The sequence below is a fragment of the Lentilactobacillus dabitei genome (genome assembly GCF_019061365.1).
Taxonomy (GTDB): Bacteria; Bacillota; Bacilli; order Lactobacillales; family Lactobacillaceae; genus Lentilactobacillus; species Lentilactobacillus dabitei.
In genome coordinates this window covers 24,652-50,932 of record NZ_JAHPPD010000008.1, presented here as the reverse complement: position 1 = coordinate 50,932, position 26,281 = coordinate 24,652, and the positions used below count along the sequence as shown (strand labels likewise).

The following is a 26,281-nucleotide window of genomic DNA, read 5'->3' as shown; positions in this document are numbered from 1 at the left end:
TTTGTTTCTTTTGAAATCTTAGTCATAAAAAATACCTCCAAAGCTAAAGTTTTTACTTTAACTTTGGGGGTATAGGTCAGTCGAAGATAACAAGGAAATCCCAGAAACGTGGGGGAATTACGAGGTGATGACTAGCGATGGAGAACCGAATTTCCTTAATAAGGCCCAGTACTTTCCATATATCATTGACGGCAAGACAGTTTACTTCCACCCAGACAATAGTGATGACTACGATGGTGGAATTGAAACCATTTTCGTCGATAATACCGGTAACCTCTGGAAGATCCATACTGATGACGAGTCACAGGACAAAACACTAGTCAAACTCAATGAAACCGAAACAACTGAATTCAACACAAATGTTCCTGATAAGTTCCGACAAACCACCTACCTAGAGAATTCTGAAGGTACACCTTCAAATGTTGAACTAACACCTGAACAGCAAGCAATTAAAGAGGCACTTGGAAAAGAGATTGGCGTAGATCAAACAAGATTTGTTCAAATAGGCGATGAATTATACATTGTAAAGAAGGATGGCACAAGTCTACCTGCCAACACCGCAGTCTATACACTCGTCAAGCCTCTCATAAAACCCAAAACCACAATTCCCGACCCCACCAAGAGTCTTCAGCAAGTTACGGAAGTGACAAACCCTGGAATCAATATCACATTAACAGATTACACTGTAACGGGTACAAGTGATGGAGATAATGGAGTTGGAAAAGATGGCTTAGCCGATAGGGAAGTCCGGGATGCCGGAATCAATAAAGACAAAAAATTAAAATTCTCTGATGGTGGATCAACCAAATCAGGGGTTGCAGCATACAATAAGAGCAATCCTAATGGATACCCTAAGATCGTTGCTTCTGAACTAAGTAATGGGTATCCAACGGTTGACGGGGAATCATTAGCATACCTATTCGATGGAAGCAGTACTACTGGTTCTAGTAACAATTACGTAACCAACCAGCCACTTAAGATGTTCATTAGTGATGGTCACGGCGGCTATTCATTCGATAGTAGTAAATACCATACCGTATTCGATGACAAAGCAGATGATCCGAACAATTTAGGGGATATGTTAGTTTATAACAAAGCTAATAAGGCGAATGATAACAGTGGTGGCCAATTCTTTCCCTTGGACAAAGACTTCAAATTCTTCAATGGAAACAATGCTCAAGGCTATAATCTAAAAGGCAAGAATGCCCCTAACCACTTCTTTGGGATGAAGATGGAGTTTTCTTATATGCACCCTGAAGGTGGTATGGTTGATGACAGTAATTCACTTACGGACAAAAAGATCCCAATGGTGTTCAATTTCAGTGGTGACGATGACTTTTGGTTATTCATCGATGGAAAACTTGTGCTTGATATTGGTGGAATCCATTCAAAACTAGATGGAGCAATTAATTTTAGTAATGGGGAAGTATCCGTAGGAAAAAGAAAGAAAGAACATTTGGATAATTTGTTAGGCCAAGGATGGGGCAATGCCGGCGATTCTCATGAGATCAAGATTTTCTACTTGGAAAGAGGGCACGGCCACTCTAATCTCAAAATGAGTTTCAACCTCCAAATTCCAGAAGACTATCATGCTGAGAAAACTAGCTATGGTGTACAAAAAATCCAAGGTGAAACTCAGTACGTCTATGGCGAACATGAAAACTATGCAAAAATTGAAAATTCTCTTTACACTTACGCAGAAAATGAGCGATTTGGCATTCGTACGATTGAAGATGAAATCACTCCTCCTGATCCCGGACCGGGTCCAGGCCCATCCACACCGGATCCAGATCCAACCCCTGATCCAGAGGTAACGCCACCAACTCCGGAAGCCCCAACACCAGAAACGCCAACTCCAGAAACCCCAACAACTCCTGAAGATGACATTGAGCTTCCACAAGCCTTGCCATCTGATGACAAGAAAGGTAACGACAAAAAGAAAACCAGTTCAAGCAACAAGACTGGCAAGGCTTCAACTAGCAAAAAGGACGGCGTGCTCTACCTCAAGAGTAACCCCGGTTCTGGTGCAAATGGTTCCGGCTCAACTGGCACTGGCCTTCAAGCATTGAACGCTAAGGGTGGCAGCACCTTCAAGTACAGTAGCAATGATGCTGTTAAACCAGCGTCCGCTTCTACTAATGCCACTCAAAAGGATCAAGAACTCAAGACAGCGTCCATGCTGCCACAAACTGGTGACACGCACACCGCAAACTGGTTAGCAGTCCTTGGATTGTCTATGTTAGGATTGCTTGGCTTGGCGAAATTCAGACGTCGTCGCAACTAAATGCTCGTACAAAAGGCTGAGACATGTGTTAATTTTCAATCAGTGATCATCATTTGGATTACCACTGATACTCAGATAAAAGCTGCGACAAACGACCGATTCGGGCCATTTAACAAGAAAAACCAGCTATTCCAGCCTCAGGAATAACTGGTTTTTTCTTGTTGGATTCTGGGTTCAAAATACTTATTATCCCAGTCTATGTGCTTAGTAATATTGCTTCATTGGTTTCACAAACTGCCAACCCGTCTGCTTATAGGCTTGATCCCAGAACCGCCACTCCATTTCACAGCTCTTGAGGAATTCTTCCTTAACAATGTCCAAACGGTGCTGGTCGTACTTCACGGCTTCTCGGTCGATCAAATCATACATTTGCTGGAGAATACTGTCCTCGCTATCGCCCATATCTGCGTAAAAATCAATCCACGGTTTGAAGACATTATCGTCAGTATTCTTCCCTTGCTTCACAAACCGGTTTGCGATTTCCAAATACGTCCATGGACACGGCGTCATGGCGGCCACAATATCGATCAGGTCGCCAGTTCGCGCTGCCCGATACATATGCTCATTGTACAAATAAGTGCCGGGTGCTTGGGGCTCGTGCTGCAAAGTTTCGTATTTCACCCCGGCAACGTTACAGAAATTGTGATGGGGGTGAATTTCACTATTTAGGATAAAATCAATTTGTTTGGCAAAGATCGCCATGTCCGCGCGAGTTTCCGACTTTTCAATGGCCGCCGCGTAGACCTTGATAAAGGCATTCAGGTAGTTATAATCCTGACCGACATAAAATGTCAGGGCCTCTTTAGGCAAATTACCATTGCCGATACCTTCGACAAATGGATGTTGGTAGATTGCCTGCAAAATTGGTTGACCAGCTGCCAGTAACTGTTGTGAAAATTTCATTGGATGAAACTCCTCTTGCAAAAATTTTCAAATAAACCGTTACCGGATTTGGTACCTGTCATTCTCAATTCTGTCACTTCCCTACGTTGGTATTAACCAAATCAGGTTCAAAGGGATTGGCACTGCGCCATCTCAGCATATAGCACCCCTAGTGGTCTCATTTGAATACCCAAAGTGTACCACGGTTGCGGCGTTTGCAACAATCTGGTTATTCATGATACGCTGTTAACAACTATTTTGAGGGGTTGGGGAAATTTTTTACAGAGAGGTTCAGTGTTATGAAATTCGATTTAAAATATGCCCTAATCACGAACTATTTATTGTATGTCATTTTAATCTTATACCCGATTATCCAGTTATTCGGGATCAACGACCTGATCAACCTGGTCATTCTGATTGCCGCTACCACTATTATTGAAGTGATCATTAGCAAATCGTTTGGCCAACAATACCTCAAGCAGCATTCCGAATACGATCGAACAAATCGAACGTTCACGTTGGCCGCCAACTTCAGCCTAATCGTTGGGGCGATCATTTTGGCGGTTCTCGTTTCGTTTTCACTGCTTCAAAACGGCGAATTGTTCTTTCTAGTCTTCACGATCATGATGATTTTCGTGGAAGGGTTTAAAGCACCCGTTAGAAAGAAGGGAAACGCATGAGAGTGGCTTGGAAATACAGCCTTCTCCGCAACATCCCTGTCCTCATCATTTTTGGCATCCTAAATGTCCAAGAATGGGCCAACCAGACTTTTCCCGGTGTTGAGGGTCTCCAAACGCTAACCAATATATCTAGTATTTTGCTCTTAATTGCCATTATGATCTGGCCAATTCATTACTTCAGCTTCAAATATTGGTACCAAAAACATCTCAGTTATGACCCCGACCACCACCAAATCACCAAAATAGGTGCTGGCCTCACCGCAGTCGGCATTCTGGTTTCCTTTTACTTATTTTTCGGCATCGTTCCCCAAACCTACTGGCCGGGAACCATTGCGATTGTTATCACGTTTTTTGTGAAGGATGCCTTTACCACCACATCCTGAATAGAGAGGAGTAGCTTTAATGCCTTACAGCTATCTTGACGTCAAATTACCCAACCCCCAATCTGAAGGAAAACTGCAAGCCGCCCTATATCAAGTAACAGTTGGACTAGGCAGCCTGGTTGATGAAATCCAACCCGAAAAGCTCCAATTCAATCGACCCGGGTTCTTCATCGAAAATCTCCATTTAACGAAGGCAGAACACCAAACCCTAACGATCTTTTTTAACAACCACCATCACGACAACCTAATTACTAATCAATCTTGGCTTAACAATTGGCTCAAAGACAACATTTATGAAATGCCAGCTGACTTTGTTTTCCGAATGACCCGTGCTTATCGAAAATGGTTCATGCTTAACTATGAGGAGGTCGAATTCATGCCTAATCACTGGCAAGAGATTCAGTTGCCTAATCCCAAAAGTCAGGCGGCATTGCAAGCAGTTCTATTTCAAATTAATAGCGCTATGGTCGATATCGTTGATCAGCTTAAATCAACTGACTCAGACTTTGAATTGCCTTTCCAGTTAACAATTGGGCTGAGTCAGGACGAAAGTGCCACTATCCTGCAACATTTTCTCTTCCATAAAGAGGCCAGTCCTGATGAAAACACTCAATGGCTGGCGAAGTGGTTGAATCAAAATGGCTACTCGGTGCCTGCCAACGAAATTACCAAAGCAGCCAGTAATATTCAGCGGTCAATTCAGTTGATGGATTAATGCGGTTAAGGTCTCAGCCAAAGAATTCATTCACTTATGAAACATTTTTAATGACTTAACTTCACTACTTATATAGCAACTTTGGTTAAAATCAGCCAAAGAGGTGATAAAGATGGCGGCCAAGAAAACAGAAACCCTTAAAGTCAGAATAAACTCCCACCTAAAAACAGAAACTGAAAAGCTGTTGAGCAATATGGGGTTAACTTACTCAGATGCAGTCACTCTATTTTCAAGAGCGATTGTTAATGAAGGAAAAATCCCTTTCGAAATACAATCGGATCCATTTTACTCGGCAGAAAACCAGGAGAGCTTGCGTAAGTCGATCAATCAATTGGAAAACGGGACAGGAAAACAGCACAATTTAATTGATGAAGATCAATAAGCGACCATCTCTCCATGAAAATAATAAGGATCGAAATCTCGGACAATAAGATTTCGGTCCTTTTATTTTCAGTGTTTTAGCCAACCACCAATTCTCAACCCTTATCCAAATCAGCCAGCGTCGTCTGCTTCAAAGTCGCCAGCATTGCCGTTTCTGCTTGTTTAAGCACTTTGGAACTATTTTCCAACCAATTTTCAACTTTGCCTTGATTAACAAACGCTGTCTTATCTACTTCTGAAGGCAACTTAAATAACGGGGTTGTCCCCTCAATTGCAACTAGAATATCATAAATCGTAATTTCTTGAGGCGCCTTAGCGAGCCGTAACCCACCGTTAACCCCGGTCTTCGATGTCAGAATGCCCGTCTTTTTGAGTGTTGCCGAGATCTTTTTAACGCTGGGAACCGGAATGTTGAGCATTTCAGAAATTTTTTGAATAGCTAAATAATCAAAATGCTCATCCTGTGATTTGGCGTTCACATAGCCAGCAATTTCTAACGCTTGTGAGAAAGCAACCGAAAAGGACATTGAATATACCTCCGATTAATTCATTGTATATATTCTATTATACCAATTATCCGGTTACAATCAGTGCTTTTCTGCCGGTACGATCAATATAACCACTAACACGAGGCCGATAAACGTCAGTCCGGCCCCAATCAGCATTGCTTGGCCGAAGACATCGGCAATTTTGGTCAAATGCGCTGTTGTGGCCGCAAAGATTGCCAGCCCCAAGGCACCACCGAATTGACGGGCGGTATTGTACACACCAGACGCTGCCCCAGAAACTGCCAGGCGAATCCGCGCTAAGCCGGAAGTCGCCAAGGTGGCAAATGCCAGTGCAAACCCAATCGCAAACCCGAGTGTTCCAATCAATAGCAGCCAGTAATTGGTTGTGTGAGCTACCATTGCCAGTTCCACCAAAGATAGCAGTACCACAACAAAGCCAAGAATCATCACAATGGAATTATTCCAGCGCTCAACCAGCTTACCCGCTTTAACGGCAACAATGAACAATAGCACTGCCATTGGTAACATCCCTAAGGCAGTTAAAAACGGACTAAATCCAAATGCCCCCTGCATAAATTGCGGCGTGTAAAACCAGAAACCGATTCCGGCAGCGCTAAATAATAATGAACTAATATAAGAAGCCATTCGTTCTCGATCAGCAAAAATCTCCAATGGCATCGTCGGCAGTGAAACCTTGGCTTGGCTAATAACAAATGCTACCCACAGAAATAATGAAATTAGGATTGTCGGAATTGGCCACGGACTGCCATCCAAACCATAAGAAATTGAATTCATTGCTAAAATTGACAGAATGGTTCCCAACCAATCAATTTTTCCAGCCTGTTGATGAGCCGTCGGTAAGACCCTACCAGCAACAATCACCATGATTAATGCAATCGGCCCATTAACATAGAAGCCAACCCGCCAATCACCAGTCCAACCGCCGCACCGGCCCCAATTACCGAGGCGTAGTACCCAATTGCCTGCTGGCGAGCTTTACCTGTGAAAGTATCCGTCAGCAATGCCAAACAATTTGGGGCCAAAATTGCCGCACCAATTCCCTGAAACGCGCGAAAGCTAATCATCGTCAGCGCATTCGTAGCAGCACCAACCGCTAAACTCCCAATTCCAAAAATAATCAGACTGGTGATAAACAGTCGTTTGCGACCATAGATGTCACCCAGCTTACCACCAACCAGCATGAAACCGGCATAGGTTAAAGCGTATGAAACCTGCACCCAGGATAATGCATTTGAATTTAGCTGTAACTGGGCCGCCATCTTAACGGTCCCAGTATAAACAATTGAGGTGTCGAGAACCCCAAGGAACGCGCCAATCAAGGCGAGGCCAAAGATGATTCTTTGAACATTGGTTGTCTTCGCTGCTTCGGTCGTCACATCTAGCGTTGCTTGAACTGCTTTATCTTCTTCTATGTTTGTAAAACCTTCTTATTTCAGTTTGATTAGTATATAAATAATATACTAATAATGCAATAGAAAATCGCTGATTTTCTGAAAAAACAGCGATCATTTGCATTCTCTTTATCCTATTCGTTCATTCCTGAAACAAAGCCTTGTACAAAATCAATAATTTCTGGAATCAAGATCAACCCCAGCCAAATAGCCCCCCAAATAATCGTCGGCTTGGTTAATGCTTTGTTAAACTCGCGCCACTTAACTGATTTGAGCATGAAGAAGAAACTAACAATAACCGGTATAACCAACCAACTTTCCAGGGTGTTCGCACTGATCCCAACTAGTTGATAACACGTATAACCCACAATGGCAATCACAATGCCAAATAATATGATCTTTGAAACCTTATTGACTCTGTTGTCCTTCTCTAATCTTTCCATTAACTGGACATCTCCTTTAATTAAGTCATCAAGCGAAATTCCAAACAAGTCACTAATTGCCACCACATTTGAAAAGCTCGGTAGGGTTGTCCCATTTTCCCATTTAGAAATCGATTGGCGGGAAATGTGTAGTTCATCAGCCAGGTCCGCTTGGGATAACCCATGAAGTTGACGTTGCCTTTGAAGCTGTTCCGCGATTTTCAAGATGATGCCTCCTTTGTGATGATTTCAGTATAAACATATTATATGATAGACGAGTAGCACTTAATGGTTGCATCAACACTTAATAACTTAATTCTCGATAAAACGCAAACTTTCCAGATGGGTTTGCAGTAACCCAAGCTCTAACTTATTTAGCGGTCTAAGCGGGCCTGTATGAAAAAACAATGCAAACTTTGGCAGACTAGTAACAGGTTTCTAGTGACGATTAACCCAATTCAACGTATATTGGGTGGTGACCAGATCCCCAAAATCATAAAGTGAGAGGCAGAGAGATGAAATTAAATGATTTGTTGAAACAGAAACGATTGGCTTCCAATTTAACCCAGGAACAATTAGCCGAGAAGATTTATGTCTCCCCCAAGACAATTTCTAATTGGGAGCGCGGCAAAACGTTTCCTGATATTGAAAGTTTGATCAATCTGAGTCAGCTCTATCATCTTTCGCTAGATAATTTATTAGTGAAAGGATCTGGTATCGTGAATGATTATAAGGATAAGGAACAACTCGCAGAACTATCGAGGAATAAGCTGTTTCAGTTTTTTGGACCAACGATGTCGAGTACAATATTGTTTATATTTCTATTCTTAAATGAGTTCATCCCCCAAGTTCTGCCGCAACAATTTCAAGTTGGATTGGGCATCCAAATAATCCTATTGGCGGCAATGCTCTTTAATGTCGTATCTGCTGTCTATATCCGCTTAAAAGGCCGCGAAATCAAGGCTAAGATTTCAGCTAATTAGCAAAACAGATTGTTATATTCCCATAAATGCGTTATAACCAGATATTGTGGTTATAGCGTTTTTTAGTATCTCAGCAGGTAACGCAAAGTGGCATTTTGGGGTGCCTAAATCAAAAAAATAAAAAATTTTTAGCCCGCCAAAACCGTGTCGGCTCGCCATTATGCTGGCTACAAGCAATTTGCGGTCAAACACCATATATTGCTTATTGGGAGTGTAGGAGATACTATATATAGTGTTAATTCAAACGAAACGATTTATAATAGGTACTGGAGGAACGCAATATGCAAGCTATGAAACTTTCGTCAGTTTCACTATCTGACGAATTTATAAACAAAATTAAAAATGAAGTTACACCTCACTGGGGAGAGCTTGGTTGGGTGACCTATAAACGGACATACGCACGCTGGATTCCAGAAAAGCAACGAACAGAAAACTGGGATGAAACCGTTAAGCGGGTCGTTGAAGGTAACATTAACCTTGATCCTCGTTTACATGAAGACAATGTTGATCCAGAAGTTATCGACCAATTGACTGAAGAAGCGCAAAAGCTTTACAAGTTAATCTACGGCTTGGGTGCTACCCCATCCGGCCGGAACCTGTGGATTTCTGGCTCAAGTTACCAGGATCGTAATGGTGATGCTCTGAACAACTGTTGGTTTATCGCCGTTCGTCCCCAACCATACGGTGACAGCCACATTGTTCCAGAATACTTGAATGGCCGTCAAAAGGCTGTTTCAATGCCTTACTCCTTCATGTTCGATCAATTGATGAAGGGCGGCGGGGTCGGTTTTTCTGTCACTCGCGATAATGTTGAACAGATTCCTCAAGTTGATTTCAAAATCAATTTGACTATTTTAATTAATAAGACTAGCAAGTCTTACGATGAATCCCTCAAGATGGGCGCTACTGACCGGGAAGACTGGTTAAAGAATCATTCAATCAAAGACGTTCGTTACTATCGACTACCAGATACCCGTGAAGGTTGGGTTATTTCAAACGCGCATTTGATTGACCAACACTTTAATGAAACTAATCCAACGCAACAATTGGATCTTGTCCTTGATATGAGTGACATCCGTCCAAAGGGTGCCAAAATTAAAGGCTTCGGTGGAACGGCTTCAGGCCCAATGCCATTGATCGAAATGCTATTTGATATTAATAACCTATTAAATGACCACGTTGGCCAGAAGTTGTCATCTGTTGACTGTACCGATATTGGTAATTTAATTGGTAAGACAGTTGTTGCCGGTAACGTCCGTCGTTCAGCCGAACTGGCATTGGGTTCAGCCGATGATGAAGCCTTCATTACGATGAAGCAAGACAAAGAGAAGCTCTACCATCACCGTTGGGCATCAAACAACAGTGTTGCCGTTGACTCTTCATTTACCGATTATGGCCCCGTTGCTGATTCTATCCGTCACAATGGTGAACCCGGCATCGTTAACTTGGAACTTTCCAGAAACTACGGCCGGAAGATTGATGGTCGTCAGGAAAATATCGATGGCAGTGTTGAAGGCACCAACCCATGTGGCGAGATTTCCCTTGCCAATGGTGAACCTTGCAACTTGTTCGAAGTCTTTCCAACTGTTGCTGAACAAGAAGGCTGGGACTTACACGAAGCCTTTTCACTGGGAACCCGTTATTCTAAGCGAGTTACCTTCAGCAACTACGATTGGGAAGTTTCCCGTAACGCCATCGAAAAGAACCGTCGAATCGGGATCTCAATGTCAGGAATTCAGGATTGGATTTTGTCACGCTTTGGTAACCGAGTAGTTATTGGTTACGAAGACGCTACTGACCCTGAAACTGGTGCAGCAATCAAGAAGCCAATCTACGACAAGCGTGCTGTTAAAGAATTTGATGGTTTATACAAGGCCGTTGTGAAAGCTGATAAAGATTACTCTGAAACTTTGGGCTGCAACCCATCAATCAAGCACACAACTGTTAAGCCTTCAGGAACGGTTGCCAAATTGGCTGGTGTTTCAGAAGGGATGCATTTCCACTATGCAGGCTACTTGATTCAACGAATCCGCTTCCAAGATACCGATCCATTGTTGCCAGCTCTTAAAGCAGTTGGCTATAACGTTGAACCAGACGTTTATACCAAGAACACGATGGTTGTTGAATTCCCAGTTAGAGCGGCTCACGCTGACAGCAAGGACTTTGCTTCAGCTGGAAACGTCTCAATTGCAGAACAGTTTGCAACTCAAGCATTCTTGCAGACATACTGGTCAGACAACGCCGTTAGTTGTACTGTTACCTTCCAACCAAATGAAGGCGACCAAATTGCCCCATTGATGACCCAGTACCGTCACACAACCAAATCAACCTCATTGCTTCCATACACAGGTGCCGGCTTCAAGCAAGCCCCTAAGGAACCAATTGATCAAAAAGAATACGAAAAGCGCGTTCTCCAAATCTCAGGAGATGTCGCAAAAGTCTTCGCCCAACAAAATGGCAACCATGACAAGAAAGACGTTGAATTGGTTGACCAAACCGATTGTGCGGGTGGAGCGTGCCCAATCCGTTAGTGAGTGGAACCAAGCGGTTAGCAATCGGAGCATAAGTTGCCATTAACAGAAATCCCGGTTTTGGATTTTTGTTAATGGTGCTTATGTGCAGATTGCTGCTTGGTGGAGCGGTCCTAATACAAGTGAGCGGAACCAAGCGGTTAGAAACTGGAATATAAGTCTCCTTTAACGGAAATCCTGGTTTTTAGGATTTGCGTTAAAGGTGCTTATATGGAAGTTTCTGCTTGGTGGAGCGGTCCTAATACAAGTGAGCGAAGCAAAGCGGTTAGGGATCGGAGCATAAGTCGCCCATGTTGAAAATCCTGGTTTTGGATTTACAGCATGGGTGCTTATGTGCAGATCCCTGCTTTGCGGAGCGGTCCTCAGCCATGCAGCCTAGATCCAACTCCCAAGTTCACTAATCCCAACGATCGAGCGCTGACCCCTCATCTCATCTCGATCAATTAAGTTATCACACATTTTAATTCAGCTGGTCATTTTAGCTGACTCCCCCGTTGGCTAAAATGATGGCAGCCATTGTTTCAACGAAATAAAAGCGACCAAAATACCTTTGTTTTTGGCCGCTTTTATTTGTAAAATAGAGTCGAAACTGGAGGAGATAAAAATGGTTAAAATCTATACAAAAGTTGGCGATCACGGTAAGACCAAACAAGTTACCGGTAAGATGGTGCCAAAGTATGACCTACAAATTAGTGCCCTAGGTTCACTTGATGAACTGGAATCATGGATTGGCTACGTGATTTCTGTTCTGTCCCCCAAGACGCAGGAACTAGCGCCTAAATTAAAGCAAATGCAGCGTAATCTGTATGAACTCCAAGCAGACATCACCGTTAAACGGCATCACAATATTACGGCTGAGACAACCAAAGCGCTTGAAGATGAGATTGATGATATTTCAACCAAGTTTCCCCGGATTAAGGCCTTTATTTTACCTGGTGGTATGCAAACAGGTGCAGCTCTCCAATATACCCGCTCACTTGCTCGCAAAGCTGAACGCCAAGTCATCGAATTAAACGACAAGGAACAAGAAATTTCCGATGATAGTCTGAGTTATTTAAACCGACTGTCTGATTACCTATTTATACTGGCAAGGTATGCCAACTTTTTGGATGGGTATGACGAAGAATTGAGTAAGTTAAAATAATAGCGTGGTCAAAAGACGCTCTGATTTCAGAGTTTAAGTAAAGAACGCAATCATTCCGGGTTTGGAGTGGTTGCGCTTTCTGTTTAAATGGCAGGAGTCAGCTTTTTGACCACGTTTCCACGAGGTAATCTTACTCAAACACTGGCGGCTGACCTGTCAACTTCCACCCAGCAATCACTAATGATATTAAAGCTGTGCCAATGCTTATTTACCCACTTGATTCTCAAATGTAGTACGATTCAACTAAACAGCTCTTTAAGGAGGCCATTCTATGACAAAATAAATTATTGGAATTCCCGCTGAGGACCGAATCGTCAATGGACTTCACCGCAATAGTGTCAATCAAGCTGATGTGGCTGCAATCACCACTGCTGGCGGGGTTGCGCTACCAATTCCAACTCGTAACCCGGAATTAATGGCTAACTACATCGGCCTGTGTGATGGCTTAATGTTCCCTGGTGGCCCAGATATCGCTCCCATATTTTACGGCGAGGAACCCATCCCGGAACTTGGCGATACCGATTCACTATTGGATGAAAGCGAAATTCAACTGGCTAAGCTTGCCGTTATTCAGAGCATCCCCATTCTCGGATTATGTCGCGGCATGCAAATTATCAACGTAGCGCTTGGTGGCACCGTCTACCAAGATTTAAAGCAGCAACGGAATCGCCAGACCTTCCAGCATTACCAAAAGGCGCCGGTGGACCAGGGCACCCACAGCGTTTCCGTGACACCAGAAACCCGGTTAGAATCGATCGTCGGTAGTGGCGATCATTTGGTCAACAGCCACCACCACGAAGCCGTCAAAGCCCTTGCATCAGGGCTCAAATTGTCAGCGTTGGCCAAAGATGGCGTCATCGAAGGCATGGAAAGTGAAGATAATGACCTCATTCTAGCCGTTCAGTGGCATCCAGAATTTATGTTTGAAAGCAATGAACAAATGGCCGCCCTGTTCCGCGACTTCCTGCAGCGAGTTGATCATCACCAGAAAGAAGCCGCCAATCAAGATAATGACAATTAATCTCTAGCGGACCATCACCAGTTGTTACAGTTTAACAAGGCTTACAGTAAACGGCTGATCTCGGCCATTTAACAAAAGGACCAACTATTCCAAAATCAGGAATAATTGATCCTTTTCATTAAACTCTGGGATTAAATCGCTTTTCGTCCCAATTTTTTCAATCCACTAAACGGCATTAATGACATGATCACTGGGTTCGCCAGAAATAAGTTTCAGCGTGTCATCCAGCGACTGTTTGACCATATTTTCAACCGCAATGTCCGTATAAAAAGCCACGTGGGGCGTCAAGAAGACGTTATCGAATGACTTTAAAGTTTCATAAGCCTTCAACGGAATGCCAGCCTGTCCTTCAAACGTTTGGTTGAAAATCTTGGTTTCATCTTCGATCACGTCGATACCGGCACCGGCAATTTGCTTATTTTTCAACGCCGTAATCAGTGCATCTGTGTCAACGACTGGCCCTCTTGAACAGTTGATTAGAAATGCGGAAGGCTTCATCAGCGCGAACTGATGCGTGCTGACCATATGGTAATTGTCTTCGCTCATATACACATGCATCGTCACAATGTCTGCGTGCTGATAAATATCTTCCTTAGTGGTGTATTTAACGATCCCTTTCAAATCAGGATTCTGCTTAAAATCATTGCCAAGCACGGTTGCCCCAAACCGGCTAAAGATTCTGGCAACCGTACTGCCGATGCGGCCGACACCGATAATTCCAATCGTCATTTCAGACAATTCACGGGATCTCAAGCCTTCAACAATATAATCATTTTTATGTATTCTCGCTTGGAACTGGGGGATGTGACGGACTAAATTCATTGCGTGAGTGAGCGTCATTTCGGCGACAGCTTCAGGCGAATATGATGGCACGTTGGTAATGGTCAGTCCATATTGTTTGGCCCATTTCAAATTGCAGGAATCCACTCCAGCTGATCGCAATGCCAACTGCTTAATGCCATAATCATGTAACTTTTGGTATAGATCCGGCGTCTCACTGAGCTTGCTGCGCTGACGGTAATCAATCCCATCATAGCCTTCCGCGAGGTGAACCGTGTCATCGTGCAGTTCAATTTGGTTAAAGTCAACCTGAACGTCGGGATGTTCGGCTGCCCATTGACCAACGAATTCTTTTTCGTAATCCAAAATATTAAAAGCTAATATTTTCTTCATCATTTCACCCACATCAATGTATTTTTTCGTCATTTCATTTGGTTGTTTTTTAATAAATTATAAAATGATGAGAATTTGTCAACAATATACCTCATTTATCGTTGGATGTCAAAAACACTTGAGTCCCCATTTAGGTTGACCAGCCACTGATCCCGACCATTCAGACAAAGAAATGCCCTGCATTCCAAAAACCAGCGTGCAGGGCATTTCTTAATTAAATCCTGGGATCAAATTGCCTTTCATCCAATCTCAATACTTTCCAATCACAAATTTCTTATTACTGGTAATCCAATGACCACTAGGAGTATAGAATCTAGTGATCTTCCCATACTTCTTGATTGCCTTAATCTTAATTCGGGTTCCCTTTTTGACATGCATTGTCTTTTGGCGATTGGCGAACTTCTTGTTAACGTGATAATAAATGCCTTTATTGTTAATCACTTTCACGGTCTTAGGCTTAGTCAGGTAATAGAGTGACCGAACATACTTAGGATTTGCGGTAATGTAACCACCTTTCACCTTGTACCGTTTAACCCCATGCATAGTTCGAACATCCCCACGCGAGTAATCCCACTTATTGACCTTGAAAACAGATCGCTGGGTTCGTGGCTTATTCGCATAATGGCCAAGCTTACCGTTCAAGTTAACAGTCTTGTATTGATTGATTGCCTTAATATTGTAAACTTTGTAAGGCGTATATGGTGCTTTAGTTGAAACAAATAGCTTATTGCCAGTGATATAGGACCCATTTGCCAAATAGAACCGGGTAGCAAACTGACCATGACGAACCACTCTGACAATATTTTTCACCGTCGTTCCTTGTTTCAAGAAGGTTGCTTTCTTCCGGTCACTTTGCTTAAAACCCGGTCCCTTGTGTAGGTAGATGCCCTTCGGACTGATAACGGTCACCTTCCGTTGCTTGCCACTGTAATATACTGGGGCAACGAAATCCGGATTAGCGGTAATGTAGCCGCCTTTTACCTTGTACCGCAGCAGGCCATTCTTCGAGTAAGCCACCCCGGTAACTTTGAAGACTGGCGCGTAAATTCTTGGCTTCTTTTGATAGAAGGTGCCCTCACCTTTCTTGAAAGTCGCATTCTTGTGAACCCTGATCGCCTGCTTAGCATAAACTAATTTCACGATCTTCTTTTTAATGGTTGCTGCGGGTTCAACCGCCACAGTCTGGTTGTCAGGAACGGTTGGACTAACTGGCGTGCTTGGCGTCACCGGCGTATCAGGAGTCGGTGGGGTTGGCGGTGTCACAGTCTTCTTATAAACGTAGATAACCGTCCCGCCATCCTTGGTCAAAGTGCCATTAGCTGCTAATCCAGCAGTCGAAATTTTGTCAAATGTGTAGCCGGCAACTGTCATTGGGTTGGTTTCATATTGATGACCCGTATATTGACCATCTGGATAAGTTGCATTTCCAGCTGGGGCAATCGGGTTATGTTGTTCATCAACATAATTGACTTTCACGCCAGCTGAATTTTGATAATAAACGAAGGTGATCGTCCCAGTCACCTCATTTTTGAGGGTTCCAACCACTTGATTGCCACTCATAGTGAAGCTAAGTCCATCACTGCCGTTCACCACTTTGAACGTATATCCAGGAATCGTCAATTGATCAGCCTCATAAGTTTTGCCATCGTATTGGCCGTCCGGATAAGTTGCTTCATTTGGGGTACCGCTTGGAGCGATGTTGTTTCCCTGTTCATCAACGTAAGCAACTTTAATTTGGCCGGCTTTCACGGCGTCAGCGACCGTAATTTTTGCCTGGCTCTTTTGGAGGACAAACTGCAATCCGGTTAACCCTTCTTCGGATCGTTTGTCGTATTCAATGACACTCACCGTATAGGTATGCCCGGCGACCTTATTGGCATTAAAATCAGCTTCGGAAGTAAATACCTTGGTTGGATCGGCGTCATCTGTAATTGCAACTTGAATTTGATCCTTATTTGTCAGGGGATCAGAGTCACTAACCACCGTCACGCCATCCGCATCTTTGGCAGTTAACTGGGAACTATTATCCCCTGAACCGGAGATTGTCCACGTTCCGTTGGCCGTTACTGTCGCATCCCTAATGGTCATTGAAGAGTTATCGTCAACGTAAATAAATGCCAAATTAGAACTAGCATCACCATAGTGGTAAGTGGCCGCAAAATAACGAGGGATTTTGCTACCATTCGTGTCCCTAGCAAATTCTGTGTTGGTTGCATCAGTATAAGTCCAGGTGGTGGCATTATTATTGAAATCATCGGCATCTCTAAACGTTCTAATTGGTCGCGCCGCAACTACTTCGCCATTATTATCATAAACCAGCGTAACTTCTTGTATCGTTACCCCAAGTCCTGGAACAGGTTGACCATTCTGACCGTAATAACTGGTAATCTTCGTTTGATTGGCATCGTTAATGGTTGCCCCATCAAATCCGGAACTCGGATCCCAAACATGGCCTTGGAAAACTTCGGAATTCTTGGCCGAGATTGAAATAATCCCATCATTAACAAAAGTCACATCGGTTGAGGCCACCATCGAATAACCGGTCTGATCTGGATTAACGAAGCCACCCATTGACCCAGTCCCATTACTTGAGCCCCCATCAGGTGCGTTTTGATTGTAACGACCACCGACACTGAAATTCAAACTATAAGTCTTGCCAAGATTACTGCCATCAGGAGACCACTCTCTTGGTAGCAGGATAACATAATAGTAATTTCCCCTACCATCATTCATTCGGGCAACTGTTGCTTGATCTAAATAACTATCGTTTTGAACAACACCATAAGGATCCAGATAGGGATATTCGTTCATTGGCTTACCATCAGGTCCACGAGTCGTGATATAGCCGACAGTTAAGACATCATTGGTTGCACCATACATTCCGCCCCAATAACCATTCCCATAATTCCAGGAATTTTTACTTGGTGCCGTATATTTGCCGGTATGATCAGTTCCATCAGGCCAATTAGTTGGATAATGAACAAATTGTTGCACAATAATCCCATCTGGATCAGTTTGCCCATTTGAAAGATGACCTGGTCCGGTGTAATAATAATCATTTAAGGTAATGAATTGGGAATCGTTAATCTTCTGGTCATCGAGCGGATTTACCAGTTGGCCGCCAGTGATATTGAACTTATTAGAATTATACGTAACCACGTAATGATCTGGGAACTTAATCACCTGACTAAGCACCTGATCCTTAGCTGGATTCCAGCCTGGTAAGACATACGCTTTATTAACCGAATCCCAAATCTCGTTTTGTGGAATTGAATTTTGGTTACGGTAAGTCCCATAGGAAGGATAGTTGGACAGGTAATTATTAAAGTTAACCGAGAAGTTTGGGTTCTTGACCAAGTCGCCAATGGCTGCTGGAATAATCTTAAATTTGTTATTTCCAAGCCGAAGATCAGTTAATTTGGTTAAGGCCGCATAACTTGCGGGCAAATCGACCAAATCATTACCAATCAAATTCAAATGAGTCAAATTAACCAGCTGGCTCCAAGCGTCCGGCACGGCCGTCAAATGATTATAATGTTCAATATCTTTCCAGTTAAAGACATCCGCATAAGCATAAAAACCATTGCCGGTGTTATCAATCAAGGTGAAGTTATTGACTTTTGCGGTTGGGTCATAATTTAAATGAACGTTATTCTCCCCTTGTGGGACAGGATCATAAGGGTCATATTGTTCTGGGTTATTGCCAGTATTCAAATCTGCCCCAAAGCCATTAATCCATTCTGCATAATTAAGGCCGTCGTAACTCCCAACATTCAGCGTTGTCAGGTTAACCAATTTTTCAATTCCTGCCTGGCTCACATCGGTTAACCGGTTATTGTTCAGGTCCAGGGTCGTAATCCCTTGAAGGGCCGACATGTCAGGTAACGTGGTAAAATTGTTACCATTTAAAGCTAAGGTGCCCTTGAGGTTCGTTAACTGATTAATTGAACTAGGTAAGGCAGACAAGAATGGGTTGTTGGTAATTTTGAGCGTTGTTAATTTGGTAAGGCCGCTCAAGTCGCCAATTGAAGTTAGTTTCGTGTTTCTCGTAATTTCCAGCGATTCCAAATTGGTGAGCTGGGTAATTTCGTCAGGAATCGTTGTAAACGAATTATCGGTCAAGATCAAATCTTTAAGGCCGGTAAAATAGCCAATCCCTGTCAGGTCAGCAACTGAATGAGTCTCATCAGCCGTATAAACATCAGGTGATTCGGCACTTTGACCCGTATAAGGATTATGATAGGTCGCTGTTTTATGAGCCCCTAACTGTAATCCGACAATCTGGGCCACATTTTCCTGGGTGATATCATTGACAGTGGCATTGCTTGCCAAAATGTTTTCGGAAATCAACAATGCCAATATCTGTGATTGCATATTTTTGTCAGGCATCCAGCTATTAATGTCAACTGCTGCCATTGAAGAATTGGTCTTTTTTAGTGCCGTTGCTGATTTGGCAACTGGCGTTTGGTCAACTGACTGGCCGATAACAGACTGATCCTCTGGCTGAGATTTGGCCGGTACCGGCTCAGTCGCCTGGTTGCTGGATTGACTTGCCTGATTTGAATTGGTGGCAGTCGCTTCTTCAACGTCACTTGCTTGTGGCTGTTGAGCTGTCGTCGCCCGTTCTGGTTGAGCGGGTGCCTGTTGAGCAGCCTGGGAAGCTGGCTGTTGCACGTGTCTAGAAGCCGATTGGGTTGATTGTGTGCTTGCCGGTTCATCTGCAATCACTTGTTGACCAGAACTCGGCTGAGTTTCGGCCGGCCGCTGGTCAGGTGTTTGACTTTGACTGGTTGCTTGTTCCTGTACCGCTGATGATTGCTCACTGGTTACAGTCGCTGCCGTTTGGTCCGTTGTCTTCGTCTGCTCAACTGATTGCTCATTCGCCACACCAGCATCTTGATCAGCTGAGGAAGGTTCCCCCTGAGAATCTCCAGACTGATTTTCTTGTACCGCTACCGTTGAAATTTGGCCCTGCTGCTCATCAGCACGAACATTTAGCGTCCCAAGACCAAGGGTTAACGCAGTCATCGTCGCTGCAGCGAAAACCCACCTCTTGCCATCTTTATACATTCGCCAATGTGTTTTCATCATTGTCTCCCCCCTCGAATCCAAGTCAATAAGTTTACGCATTAATGGTAGCGCTTACAAAGGAGGAATGCCAATAATTTGACTTACTACAAACGCCGTGATAGCAATCATTACAGTCAATTTACGCGGAGATATTTTACTATAACAAAATAGTTAATTTTCCGATAATTTAAACGTCACTTCTCGAATCTGCTTAATAATTTTTGCTTGGGAAGGACTAAAAACGGTATTTTTCCGAGTCGCTAATCCAAGCTTGAACGTTGGTTGAGGGATATCCGTCAGTTCAAGTAGAACAACATTGGGATTCGTCGCTCTTACGGCATTGCTGAGCAGACCAATGCCGACGTTTTGAGCCACCAAATTAACAATGCTTTGGGTCTCGATTGACCGAAATATCACTTGTGGCCGCATATGGTTTGTTTGCGCCAGCGTGCGGAATACCTGATCGTGAACAAAACTATTTTTAAACAAAATAAATGGCTGCCCCTTTAGTTCTCGAAAGGCAATGGTGGTACGCCTTGCCAATGGATTTTGTTTAGCCACCAAGATTGAAAATGGTTGGCGGTCAAACTCGTCAATCACGATTTCCGGATCGTTAATTTCACCAACATATCCCAAAAAGGAAAGATCGAGTTTACCATATTTGAGGTCCTTCAAGGCCGATAACGATCCTTCTTCCACCGTAGCTAAGTTCTCTAAATAATGACTTGGGAGCCGCTTGGCAATCTGGGGAAAATAGTTAGTCTCAATGATGGGTGGCATCCCCATGACCAAATGCTGCCGGTGACTATTTTGGATCTCAACGGTCGCCAACCGATAGTGATAAAGCATCTCATTAGCGTGGGCCAAGAGTTGTCTCCCAGCTGTGGTCAAGGTGATCGACTGGTGGGGATTACCTCTAACCAGCAATTGACTGGCAAATTGCGTTTCAAGACGTTTAATCGCGGCCGAAACGGTTGGCTGGCTAACATGATATTGCTGAGCAACTTTTGAAAAGTTTTTTTCTTGTGATAATGAGACATAATATTGAAGATCGTTGATATTCACGTAATTCACCCTGCTTTTATCGGATATTTGTTAGTTACTATTACTAATCATAATAAATCATAAGCGTTTTGACTATACAAAGTTGGCAAGATTATCCTTAAGAAAAGTCAAAGGGTGCGATGAGATGACAAATGAAAAATTAACCGATCCATTTACCAATAAGGGTACCGCCTTTACAGCAGCCGAACGCAAACAATTTGGCTTGGTGGGCATGCTGCCACCGAGGATTCAGAGCTTAGCAGAGCAAGCAGATGAAGTCTATCGCCAATACCAGCAACGCTCGACTGCTTTGGAAAAGCGGTTGTTTTTAATGACCATCTTTAATGAGAACCGAGTCCTCTTTTTTAAAGTCTTCAGCCAGCACGTTGCCGAATTGATGCCAATTGTTTACGATCCAACCATTGCAACGACGGTCGAAAATTACAGTCGGTTGTTCGTCCAGCCACAAGGAGCCGCCTTTTTATCAATCGACGACCCCGATTCAATTGAAACGTCCCTCAAAAATGCCGCAAATGGCCGCAAAATTAGTCTCCTCTGTGTGACCGATGGCGAGGGCATTTTAGGAATCGGCGATTGGGGCACCCAAGGCGTTGATATCACTGTCGGCAAGCTGATGGTCTATACTGCTGCTGCCGGCATCGATCCCAGTTCTGTATTGCCCGTCGTGATCGACGCTGGCACCAATAACGAGAAACTCCTGAACGATCCCCTTTATCTGGGAAATCAATTTAAACGAGTCCGTGGGAAACGCTATTATGATTTTATCGATCGGTTTGTGGCCGCCTTTGAAAAAACATTTCCCGACGTCTATCTCCATTTTGAGGACTTTGGCCGTTCCAACGCAGCAACAATTTTGAATCAGTACAAAGAACGCAACCTGGTCTTTAACGATGACATCCAAGGAACTGGAATCATTGTCTTGGCTGGGATCATTGGCGCGCTCAATATTTCCAAGCAACAATTAACCGATCAGCGCTATCTTTGCTTTGGCGCGGGCACAGCCGGGGCTGGTATCACCCGCAAGGTTTACGATGAAATGGTCAGTGCGGGGTTAAGCCCTGCAGAAGCCAAAAAACACTTCTATTTGGTTGATAAACAGGGATTGTTATTTGACGATATGACTAATCTCACCCCTGAGCAGAAGCCCTTCGCCCGTTCACGAACGGAATTTGCCAACGCCGATGAGTTAACCAACTTGCTGGCGGTGGTCAAAGCCGTTCACCCAACCATTATGGTCGGAACTTCTACTCAACCGGGTGCCTTCACCGAAGCGGTTGTGAGGGAAATGGCAGCTCACACTAAGCGGCCAATCATCTTCCCAATTTCGAATCCCACTAAGCTAATTGAAGCCAGCGCAGAAGATCTCATCAAGTGGACAAATGGCCAGGCATTAGTGGCCACTGGAATTCCATCGGCTAACGTTGACTATAGCGGTGTGACTTACCAAATTGGCCAGGCCAACAATGCCCTAATCTATCCAGGACTCGGACTGGGGGCAATCGCCGCTCGGGCTTCAGTCCTCAACGACCAAATGATTTCGGCGGCCGCCCATTCCCTTGGTGGGATTGTCGATGTTAGCCAACCCGGAGCTGCTGTTTTGCCACCAGTCACCAAGCTCAACCAATTTTCGGATACGGTTGCGGCTGCCGTGGCGCAAAGTGCAGTTGGTCAAAAATTGAATCAAAAACCAATTGGGTCAGTCACAGCGGCAATCAATGAGGTAAAATGGGAACCAACCTACTAATAAGGAGCATTCGTCATGACTGAATATCGAATTGAAGCAGATACCTTGGGACAAGTAAAAGTCCCCAAAGATGCATTATGGGGACCGCAAACCGAACGGAGCCGAAATAACTTTCCAACTGGGCCCATCATGCCAGTTCAATTAATTCGTTCACTGATTAATATCAAGCTGGCCGCCGCAACTGTAAACGAAAAGCAGAATGGTCTGCCAACCCAAAAGACTGCCTTGATTGAACAAGCTTGCCGCCAATTGCTCTCGTTGGCTGATCATGACCTCATGGCCGATTTTCCGTTGCACGTTTTTCAAACGGGGTCTGGAACGCAAACCAACATGAACGTTAATGAAGTCATCGCGAACCTGTGTAAACAGCTTAATTCGGATATTGAAATTCTGCCCAACGATGACGTTAACCATTCCCAGAGTTCCAATGACACTTTCCCAACAGCTATGAATATTTCTGCCAGCCAGGCGCTAACCAAGTTGAAGCCGGAAGTCGAACACCTGATTGCGACTTTGCAACAGAAACAAAAACAATACTGGCAGGTCGTCAAAATTGGGCGGACACATCTTCAAGATGCCACGCCGTTGACGTTTGGCCAAGAAATCAGCGGCTGGGTGAGTGCCCTGAAACACGATCTTCATTATATTCAAGAAACCAGTGATACCTTGTTGGAATTGCCAATCGGTGGTACTGCGGTGGGAACTGGTTTGAATACCTTACCCGGCTTTGACATCGAAATGGTCAAAACTTTAACAGCTGAATATTCACTGCCATTTAGAACGCAAAACAAGTTCTTCGGGTTGAGCAGTCATTCTGGGTTGTCGGTTACTCACGGCGCCATTCGAACCCTCGCGGCTGACCTATTAAAAATCGCCAACGATATCCGCTTCTTAGCCAGTGGTCCGCGAGCCGGCTATGGTGAGTTGACCATCCCTGCCAACGAACCCGGTTCCTCGATTATGCCCGGCAAGGTTAATCCGACCCAAGCTGAAGCCATTACGATGGCCGCCACCCGGGTGATGGGTAACGACACGACAATCGAAGTTGCAGCCAGTCAGGGGAATTTTGAAATGAATGTCTACAAACCAGTGATTATCTTTAGCTTTCTTGAATCAACCACGCTATTAACCGGCATTATTCACAACTTCACGGATAAGTTGGTAGCCGGTATTACCGTTAACGCCGATCGCATGCAAGACTTGGTCGACAATTCATTGATGACCGTCACCGCATTATCGCCACACATTGGCTATCACAAGGCCGCTGAAATCGCTCAGTTGGCTAACCAAGATGGCACCAAACTGAAAACGGCTGCCATCAAATTAGGCTATGTGAATGCAAGTGATTTTGATGACTGGATGAAGCCACTTGATATGACGAATATTGATCGAAAAGATTCATAATAATTTGATTTTATGAGCAAACGAAAACCGCAATCATTCCTAATTAAGGAAACGATTGCGGTTTTCAATTACATAAATATATTTAAGTCAATTCTCTTGGTGCGTCTATTTGCGAATCCGTTGCAGGGTTTGTGCAAATGCCGCCTGATTCTTTTGATTCTTCAAAATAAGAAAGACAACGATAAGCTCGATGATTCGGGTGATGATAATAAATTCGACCATATATGGTGACATCCCCCCAGCAAACACGCCGGCGCTCGTCATCGGATACCCAATTAAATCAATCATGGCATGTAGCGTGATGCCAATCCAAATTGTGCCAGTATATAACGTAATAACGCTAAACAGCATCCCAATCCCAAAGGCGGCAAAGATTTGCAACAAGGTTGGAAGCAACCCCTGACCACTCAATAGGTTTGAGGCATGAAACAAGCCAAATGCGCCGGAACTTATTAAAGTGGCCCACACAATCCTTCTTCGATTCGATTGACCTTTAACAGTCAACAATGGCCAGAGAAATAGGTACCTAAAGATAAGTTCTTCTTTAATGCCAACCCAAATAATGGTTGCGGCAATAAAGATGAGTGAATGGGAGCTCAAAACGAGTTGGAACTTCGTAAACAATCGTACCCAACTGCCAGCCGTCATCCCTAGATTTAAAAGGGCAGTTGCCACTGCCAATCCCAGCCACCAATAATTGACGGTTGAATTAATTCGGAATCGAGGGAACCGGTAGTCCCATCGATTCATCCCATCAATCGCAATGCCAAAGGAGCCAAAATATGATAACCATAAAACGGGATTACCTTGATTAACCGGAAAGTTTAAAAATTGCGAATTAAACGCGGCCAAATAAAACGTGACCATCAAGATAACCATCCCAGCGATTTGCCAGCCAATTCTCCGAAGTGAATACAAAACGACCTTCAAGAAAGGAGACAACATGATGCCAAATAAGATCAGCCCAATTACCACGACCAACCAGTTAGAAACTGCCAGCTTAATAACTAATGGTGATCCCAGCAGACAAAGGGCGAGGCCTAACGAAAAGGGAAACAAGCAAACTAATAATAGCTTTAACACGTTATTAATGAACGTCAACCATTGATTATGATCGGCCCCCATCAACAAGCTACCTGCCAACAAGTTGATGCCAACAGGAATTAGCGTACTAGCGTGAAGTGTTAAATAATCTAGTTTCAGTAAATATAACGTCGTAACAATGACTGCGATCAATAGGCACTCCGCCTTAAAGATCAATAAAAGCGATTTCTGTTTCATAATGGGTTCCTCAATTTCTTTGGATGATGTTTGCCGAATTCCAACTGAAGAATAGCCCCGACCAAACTAAAACCGGCCCAAATGACCAGACCGCTTGAGACCTCAAATTAATCTCATTTTAGCTACACCTGGCTAATTGGCTTTCGTAACCGCACCCTGCCAAGCGTTCATCCCACCTTTGACGTTAATAACGTGATAGCCGGATTTACTCAAAATTTTAGCAGCCATTTTACTTCTACGGCCTGAATGGCAGATGAGGTACCAAGGTTGGGGATAGTCTGGTTCATCGATGCCACGGGTAATTTGGGATAACGGCCAGTTCTTGGCGCCTGGAATGTGCCCGGTTTGAAATTCGTTTTCTTCACGAACATCGACAATCGTTGGCGCCGTCGGTGATTCTTTCTGCAATTCAGCGGTTGAAATCTGTTTGAATTTTAAAAATAGCATGATTGTTCCTTCTTCCAAATTAATAGATCAATCACACTTTAACATCTGTGGAAGCTTTTTAAAGGTTTTGATAGAAATATCTATCGTTGGCAAAATCACTTTTCCCTGGAAACAGTCTCATTATCATTCGACCAGGACCGATTACGAACCCGGCATTTCAGTTGAATAGCAACGTCAATCAACATGACCCAACCAACAACGCAACAGGTCGTGTAAAAGCCAAAGCCCATGTGAAAGGCATGCAGCCAGCCACTAATCAGTGCCAAAAATCCAATCGTCATTTCAGCCATAATAAAAGCTAATTGAGATTTGACAATCCACCCGCCGCGCTTAGAGATCAACACCCGCAAGCCAATCGTTGCCAGCAACAGCAAATTCATCCACATTAAGCCTTGGGTGGTTGAAAGCTGCGTAATTCGTTCCACAATAATTACCAAAATCAAAGCATTAATAATCATCACTGACGACCTGTGCTGACCTATCGCCTTAGGCTTGACAGGTACCTTTACAACGCCATTATTGCCCAACAAATCATCCAGTGAGATTTGAAAAATGGCCGCCAATTGTTTTAATGTGTCAATATCTGGTCGATTCCGGCCAGTTTCCCAACTGGAGATTGTTTTCCGTGAAACATGTAATTTGTCTGCCAGTTCTTGTTGTGTAAGAGCGGCCTCACTCCTTCTGACTTTTAATTGTTGTGCAAAATACGTTTCGATCATCGTGATCCTCCTTAAGGTAATGCTAACCCGT

At 43.8% G+C, this 26,281-nt stretch carries 20 protein-coding genes, 1 pseudogene and 1 riboswitch; of the genes and pseudogenes, 11 read left to right on the top strand and 10 right to left on the bottom strand.

Annotated features, from left to right (window positions below; translation table 11 throughout):
• Nucleotides 1–127 precede the first annotated feature (127 nt).
• Nucleotides 128–2,284, top strand: a complete 2,157-nt coding sequence (locus KTE19_RS02370) for a fibro-slime domain-containing protein (RefSeq protein ID WP_217341523.1) — start codon at nucleotides 128–130, stop codon at nucleotides 2,282–2,284.
• Nucleotides 2,285–2,488: 204 nt separating this feature from the next.
• On the opposite strand, the gene tenA is transcribed toward KTE19_RS02370, so the two are convergent.
• Nucleotides 2,489–3,187, bottom strand: coding sequence for a thiaminase II (tenA, locus tag KTE19_RS02365; protein WP_217161551.1), 699 nt, complete (start codon nucleotides 3,185–3,187; stop codon nucleotides 2,489–2,491).
• 61 nt (nucleotides 3,188–3,248) lie between these two features.
• A riboswitch (TPP riboswitch) is annotated at nucleotides 3,249–3,347 on the bottom strand.
• Between the two features lie 118 nt (nucleotides 3,348–3,465).
• Here tenA and KTE19_RS02360 point away from each other — a divergent pair.
• From KTE19_RS02360 to KTE19_RS02345, 4 genes are all read left to right on the top strand, one after another.
• Nucleotides 3,466–3,846 (top strand): hypothetical protein, encoded by a 381-nt coding sequence (locus KTE19_RS02360; protein ID WP_217341522.1) that lies wholly within the window; start codon nucleotides 3,466–3,468, stop codon nucleotides 3,844–3,846.
• On the top strand, nucleotides 3,843–4,229 hold the full coding sequence (locus KTE19_RS02355; protein WP_217161549.1) for a hypothetical protein: 387 nt from the start codon (nucleotides 3,843–3,845) through the stop codon (nucleotides 4,227–4,229). The genes KTE19_RS02360 and KTE19_RS02355 overlap by 4 nt, the downstream gene beginning before the upstream one ends.
• A 19-nt stretch (nucleotides 4,230–4,248) precedes the next feature.
• Nucleotides 4,249–4,944: a hypothetical protein gene (locus tag KTE19_RS02350; RefSeq protein ID WP_217161548.1), complete on the top strand. Its 696-nt coding sequence runs from the start codon at nucleotides 4,249–4,251 to the stop codon at nucleotides 4,942–4,944.
• Between the two features lie 112 nt (nucleotides 4,945–5,056).
• Complete coding sequence (locus tag KTE19_RS02345; protein ID WP_217161546.1) at nucleotides 5,057–5,326, top strand: type II toxin-antitoxin system RelB/DinJ family antitoxin; 270 nt, start codon at nucleotides 5,057–5,059, stop codon at nucleotides 5,324–5,326.
• 94 nt (nucleotides 5,327–5,420) lie between these two features.
• Here the strand turns inward: KTE19_RS02345 and KTE19_RS02340 are convergent, their stop codons facing one another.
• From KTE19_RS02340 to KTE19_RS02330, 3 genes and pseudogenes are all read right to left on the bottom strand, one after another.
• Nucleotides 5,421–5,852 carry an RrF2 family transcriptional regulator gene (locus KTE19_RS02340; RefSeq protein WP_217161544.1) on the bottom strand — a complete coding sequence of 144 codons (432 nt, stop codon included), beginning with the start codon at nucleotides 5,850–5,852 and terminating at the stop codon, nucleotides 5,421–5,423.
• 60 nt (nucleotides 5,853–5,912) lie between these two features.
• Nucleotides 5,913–7,231 (bottom strand): annotated as a pseudogene (locus KTE19_RS02335) (MFS transporter).
• A gap of 149 nt (nucleotides 7,232–7,380) precedes the next feature.
• Nucleotides 7,381–7,893 (bottom strand): helix-turn-helix domain-containing protein, encoded by a 513-nt coding sequence (locus tag KTE19_RS02330; RefSeq protein ID WP_217161542.1) that lies wholly within the window; start codon nucleotides 7,891–7,893, stop codon nucleotides 7,381–7,383.
• Nucleotides 7,894–8,183: 290 nt separating this feature from the next.
• On the opposite strand from KTE19_RS02330, the gene KTE19_RS02325 reads away from it, so the two are divergent.
• The 4 genes from KTE19_RS02325 to KTE19_RS02310 all read left to right on the top strand — a co-directional run bounded on the left by KTE19_RS02325 (nucleotide 8,184) and on the right by KTE19_RS02310 (nucleotide 13,347).
• Entirely contained in the window at nucleotides 8,184–8,651 is a 468-nt protein-coding gene (locus KTE19_RS02325) for a helix-turn-helix domain-containing protein (protein WP_217161540.1), read from the top strand.
• A gap of 281 nt (nucleotides 8,652–8,932) precedes the next feature.
• A complete protein-coding gene (gene nrdJ, locus KTE19_RS02320; RefSeq protein WP_217341521.1) occupies nucleotides 8,933–11,182 on the top strand; it encodes a ribonucleoside-triphosphate reductase, adenosylcobalamin-dependent in 2,250 nt (749 codons plus the stop codon).
• A gap of 604 nt (nucleotides 11,183–11,786) precedes the next feature.
• Nucleotides 11,787–12,326, top strand: coding sequence for a cob(I)yrinic acid a,c-diamide adenosyltransferase (locus tag KTE19_RS02315; RefSeq protein ID WP_217341520.1), 540 nt, complete (start codon nucleotides 11,787–11,789; stop codon nucleotides 12,324–12,326).
• 283 nt (nucleotides 12,327–12,609) lie between these two features.
• Nucleotides 12,610–13,347 (top strand): gamma-glutamyl-gamma-aminobutyrate hydrolase family protein, encoded by a 738-nt coding sequence (locus tag KTE19_RS02310; RefSeq protein ID WP_347339390.1) that lies wholly within the window; start codon nucleotides 12,610–12,612, stop codon nucleotides 13,345–13,347.
• A gap of 165 nt (nucleotides 13,348–13,512) precedes the next feature.
• On the opposite strand, the gene KTE19_RS02305 is transcribed toward KTE19_RS02310, so the two are convergent.
• The 3 genes from KTE19_RS02305 to KTE19_RS02295 form a co-directional block, all read right to left on the bottom strand.
• On the bottom strand, nucleotides 13,513–14,520 hold the full coding sequence (locus KTE19_RS02305; RefSeq protein WP_217161525.1) for a D-2-hydroxyacid dehydrogenase: 1,008 nt from the start codon (nucleotides 14,518–14,520) through the stop codon (nucleotides 13,513–13,515).
• A 249-nt stretch (nucleotides 14,521–14,769) separates the two neighbouring features.
• On the bottom strand, nucleotides 14,770–19,611 hold the full coding sequence (locus KTE19_RS02300; RefSeq protein WP_217341519.1) for a DUF5776 domain-containing protein: 4,842 nt from the start codon (nucleotides 19,609–19,611) through the stop codon (nucleotides 14,770–14,772).
• 150 nt (nucleotides 19,612–19,761) lie between these two features.
• Nucleotides 19,762–20,655 (bottom strand): LysR family transcriptional regulator, encoded by an 894-nt coding sequence (locus tag KTE19_RS02295; RefSeq protein WP_217161521.1) that lies wholly within the window; start codon nucleotides 20,653–20,655, stop codon nucleotides 19,762–19,764.
• Nucleotides 20,656–20,779: 124 nt separating this feature from the next.
• Between KTE19_RS02295 and KTE19_RS02290 the strand changes: the two genes are divergently transcribed.
• Together KTE19_RS02290 and KTE19_RS02285 are read left to right on the top strand one after the other, a co-directional pair.
• Complete coding sequence (locus tag KTE19_RS02290) at nucleotides 20,780–22,399, top strand: malolactic enzyme (protein ID WP_217341518.1); 1,620 nt, start codon at nucleotides 20,780–20,782, stop codon at nucleotides 22,397–22,399.
• Between the two features lie 15 nt (nucleotides 22,400–22,414).
• The gene (locus KTE19_RS02285; RefSeq protein WP_217341517.1) at nucleotides 22,415–23,803 is read left to right on the top strand and encodes a class II fumarate hydratase; all 1,389 of its coding nucleotides are present in this window, start codon (nucleotides 22,415–22,417) and stop codon (nucleotides 23,801–23,803) included.
• Between the two features lie 105 nt (nucleotides 23,804–23,908).
• Here the strand turns inward: KTE19_RS02285 and KTE19_RS02280 are convergent, their stop codons facing one another.
• From KTE19_RS02280 to KTE19_RS02270, 3 genes are all read right to left on the bottom strand, one after another.
• Nucleotides 23,909–25,084: a CPBP family intramembrane glutamic endopeptidase gene (locus tag KTE19_RS02280; RefSeq protein ID WP_249778559.1), complete on the bottom strand. Its 1,176-nt coding sequence runs from the start codon at nucleotides 25,082–25,084 to the stop codon at nucleotides 23,909–23,911.
• Between the two features lie 132 nt (nucleotides 25,085–25,216).
• Entirely contained in the window at nucleotides 25,217–25,531 is a 315-nt protein-coding gene (locus KTE19_RS02275) for a rhodanese-like domain-containing protein (protein ID WP_217161514.1), read from the bottom strand.
• Nucleotides 25,532–25,626: 95 nt separating this feature from the next.
• Complete coding sequence (locus tag KTE19_RS02270; protein ID WP_217161512.1) at nucleotides 25,627–26,250, bottom strand: helix-turn-helix transcriptional regulator; 624 nt, start codon at nucleotides 26,248–26,250, stop codon at nucleotides 25,627–25,629.
• Nucleotides 26,251–26,281: the final 31 nt, after the last annotated feature.